Source organism: Lactobacillus sp. UMNPBX12 (assembly GCF_002553955.1).
Taxonomy (GTDB): domain Bacteria; phylum Bacillota; class Bacilli; order Lactobacillales; family Lactobacillaceae; genus Lactobacillus; species Lactobacillus crispatus.
Genome location: NZ_PCYY01000047.1, coordinates 1 through 3,308, shown reverse-complemented (window position 1 = coordinate 3,308; position 3,308 = coordinate 1). Strand labels below are relative to the sequence as shown.

At 38.7% G+C, this 3,308-nt stretch carries 3 protein-coding genes and 1 pseudogene; 2 read left to right on the top strand and 2 right to left on the bottom strand.

Annotated elements, in window-relative coordinates; all coding sequences use genetic code 11:
- The first annotated feature begins 108 nt into the window (after positions 1-108).
- Positions 109-375: a hypothetical protein gene (locus CP363_RS10330; RefSeq protein WP_002328812.1), complete on the top strand. Its 267-nt coding sequence runs from the start codon at positions 109-111 to the stop codon at positions 373-375.
- A gap of 130 nt (positions 376-505) precedes the next feature.
- Here the strand turns inward: CP363_RS10330 and vat(E) are convergent, their stop codons facing one another.
- Together vat(E) and CP363_RS10320 are read right to left on the bottom strand one after the other, a co-directional pair.
- The gene (gene vat(E) / locus CP363_RS10325) at positions 506-1,150 is read right to left on the bottom strand and encodes a streptogramin A O-acetyltransferase Vat(E) (RefSeq protein ID WP_089143697.1); all 645 of its coding nucleotides are present in this window, start codon (positions 1,148-1,150) and stop codon (positions 506-508) included.
- Between the two features lie 110 nt (positions 1,151-1,260).
- On the bottom strand, positions 1,261-2,436 hold the full coding sequence (locus CP363_RS10320) for an IS256-like element IS1310 family transposase (RefSeq protein ID WP_002328814.1): 1,176 nt from the start codon (positions 2,434-2,436) through the stop codon (positions 1,261-1,263).
- A gap of 111 nt (positions 2,437-2,547) precedes the next feature.
- On the opposite strand from CP363_RS10320, the pseudogene CP363_RS10315 reads away from it, so the two are divergent.
- Positions 2,548-3,195: pseudogene (locus CP363_RS10315) on the top strand (conjugal transfer protein); the annotation flags it as partial.
- Between the last annotated feature and the right edge of the window lie 113 nt (positions 3,196-3,308).

Here is a 3,308-nt window from a genome sequence, read left to right as displayed (position 1 = left end):
AACCCTTCTTTTTTTGTTATCTAATTTCTATTTACACAAGAATTTATACTGAACCAAAATTATTAGTGTTAACATAATATACGCTGAATTAATTATGGGGGTGTAATTATGTTAGGGATTATTTTTATTGTAGTTTCAATCGCCTCTCTGATTCTTGAGAAATATGTGCTAGGTAACAATTCACATGTTTGGTTAGGCGCAATTATTCCATTTTTAGCAATTGCCTTTATCGTTGGAATGATGCTCACTAATAACATGAAATTCGATGTTTTCAATATAATATTGGCTGTCGTTTATGTTTCACTAAGCTTTATTTTCTGGGGACAGGGAAGTGACCTTTATCATCAGAAGGTCGTAAATAAAATATACGAGTAGAGTACCGCCAGAGGTGGCTAGTGTATTTTTTACTGGTATATCATATCTATTATTAATAAATTGGATTCACTAAATAGTAAAGGCCGTGTAAACAATCATTCTTGGATTGCTTGCACGGCCTTTTTTGCTTTTATTTTTCCATTAAACTGTTTATCAATTCAACTGTGGGCGTTGTTTGCATTAGTTTAGGAACATTAACAGTTATCCATTCAACATCTTTATTCCACCATGCCAGGTTTTCTAATGCTTGAATAACTTCTGGTTCAAATCTTGGTTTGATGAGTTGAATTGGATTGCCACCGACAATTGTATATGGAGCGACGTCTTTTGTTACGACACTATTTGCTCCGATAATGGCACCGTCACCTATTTTTACGCCTGGTAGGACGGTCACATTTTGCCCAAACCACACGTCATTTCCGACTACAGTATCACCTTTCAACGGCAAATCAGTCAGTTCAGGAGTATATTTCTGCCAATCGCCACCCAAAATATTAAATGGATAAGTTGAAATACCTTTCATTACGTGATTGGCACCGTTCATAATAAATTCAATACCACTGGCGATAGAACAGAATTTACCGATGATTAATTTGTCGCCTAGAAATTCATAGTGATGGGTAACGTGTTTCTCAAAATCGGTGGGATTTACTGGGTCATCATAATAGGTGTAGTCCCCAATTTCAATATTGGGACTTTTGATCACGTTCTTGATAAAGACAACCTCTTTGATGGCTGGATTGGGATAAATTGCATTTGCGTCAGGTATGGTCATGTTAGTACCTCCGAATTGAGTTATTTGATTTTAATTATAGTCTAGAAGATTGGTAGCGTCAAGAATCTTGTGTAAATGAAATGCCTTCGTACATATAATATGTAACTAACTCAAATAAATGATGCTTCCAAGGTGTCCTGGAGTCCTTTAAAGCCTCGGTGGATCCGCTTCAGAGACTTCTCGTTATAAGCATTAAACTGAGAAACCAGGAATCGATCCAGTGAATCTTCCGTTGGAAATTGTTCTTTGCGGTGGGTGGTGCGCTTGAGATGCTTGTTAAAGTTCTCAATCAAGTTAGTGGAGTAGAGTGATTGCCGAATGGCTGGTGGAAAGTCCATGAAAGTGAGCAGATTCGGCATTTTAAGCAGATCTTTGATTAACTTGGGATAGGTACGATGCCAGTTGTTGGCGAACTCATTCAGTTTCAGTTCGGCTGCTTCACGATTGGCAGCCCAATGAACTTGTTTAAAGTCATTGATCACGGCCTTACGGTCTTTCACCCGAACTTTGTTTATCAAATTACGCCCAACATGAACCAGGCAACGTTGTCGTTTAGCTTTGGGAAAATGCCGATTTAAACCTTCATCCAAACCAACTAACCCATCGGCCACAAACAACAGCACATCTTTGACACCTTGCTTAATCAGGGTTCCCAGTAATTCAGTCCAGATCCCAGTTGATTCCGTCGGCGCCACTTGGTAGTTCAGCACTTCTTTCGTACCATCTGGACGAATGCCAATCGCAATATGAACCGCTTCTTTTTGAACGGTATCCCGCTTTAACGGCAAGTAAGTGGCATCTAAGAAGATAGCCGCATATTGTGAAGCCAGTCGACGTTGCTGGAAAGCTTGAACCTGTTCATTGACGGCTTTAGTCATGTTGGAAACCGTGGCTTTGGAGTAGTGAGCACCGTACATATTCTCAATGAGTTCGGCAATTTCAGCAGTGGTAATTCCCTTGGTATACAACTGAATAACCGTTGTTTCTAAATTATCACTGTGCCGACCGTAGGCTGGCAAGGTATGATTTTCAAACCGGCCATTGCGATCTCGAGGAATGGTTAAGTTAAGTTGGCCGTACTTCGTATCAAACGAGCGCTCATAACTGCCGTTGCGGTTATTACCAGTGTTAATCCCAGCGTATGAGTAGCGTTCGTAACCCAAAAACTCTGCCAATTCAGTTTGAAGCAGCTGGTTGATGGCGATTTCAAGGTGGTGACGAAAAACTTCGTCCAAATCTTGTTTTTGGGCTAGTGCAGCGATAATTTCTGTGGTAAGTTCATTCATGGGGAATGCCTCCTGTGATGTTTTCTGTGGTTACTAAATATCATAAGGGAAGGCATTCCCTATTTCTATACAATTTAGAAATCTTTTGTGCGTTTACACAAGATATTTTACGCTCTCCAATCCCAAGAAGCCATTGATAAACGAAATGAGAAATTGACCCATTATTTGACGGAAGAATTGCAGGTATTAAATGAAGAAATGATTCGTAAGGATATTCCTACTAGTTCTAGTGTGAACGATATACAGGTGTGGCAGGTTTCTCAAGTGAATGAGAACACCTTTGAGGTACTGTTTTCTGTTGAACAAGTTATTACCGAAGACAAAGACAAGGAAACTATATCGTCTAGCTTTCATGTGGTTGTCCATATAGATGAATCAGATAATATGGTTATTATCAAAAATCCGACAATGAGTAAGAAACCTCAAAAATCGGACTACCAACCCAAACAGCTAGAAAGTGACCATACAGTAGATACAGAAACGATGGACGAAATCATTAGCTTTTTAGAAACGTTCTTCCAGCTCTATCCTACCGCCACAGAAAAAGAATTGACTTACTATGTAAGTAATCATGTGTTACCTATGATTAACAAGGAATATGTTTTCGAGGAATTGGTGAATCCTATCTTTACCAGAAAAGATAACCAAGTAATCGTGAATGTCGCTGTGAAATATTTAGATCAAGAAACAAAGGCAACCCAAATCTCGCAATTTGAGTTGATATTAGAAAAACAAGATAATTGGAAGATTGTAAAATAACAAATATTGGTACATGATTACAGATACTTTGTAATCATGTACTCTTTTTGATAAAAAAGGTTCAGTATAAATTCTTGTGTAAACGGCTGTGAGATTTAGGATGCCTTTCGGGA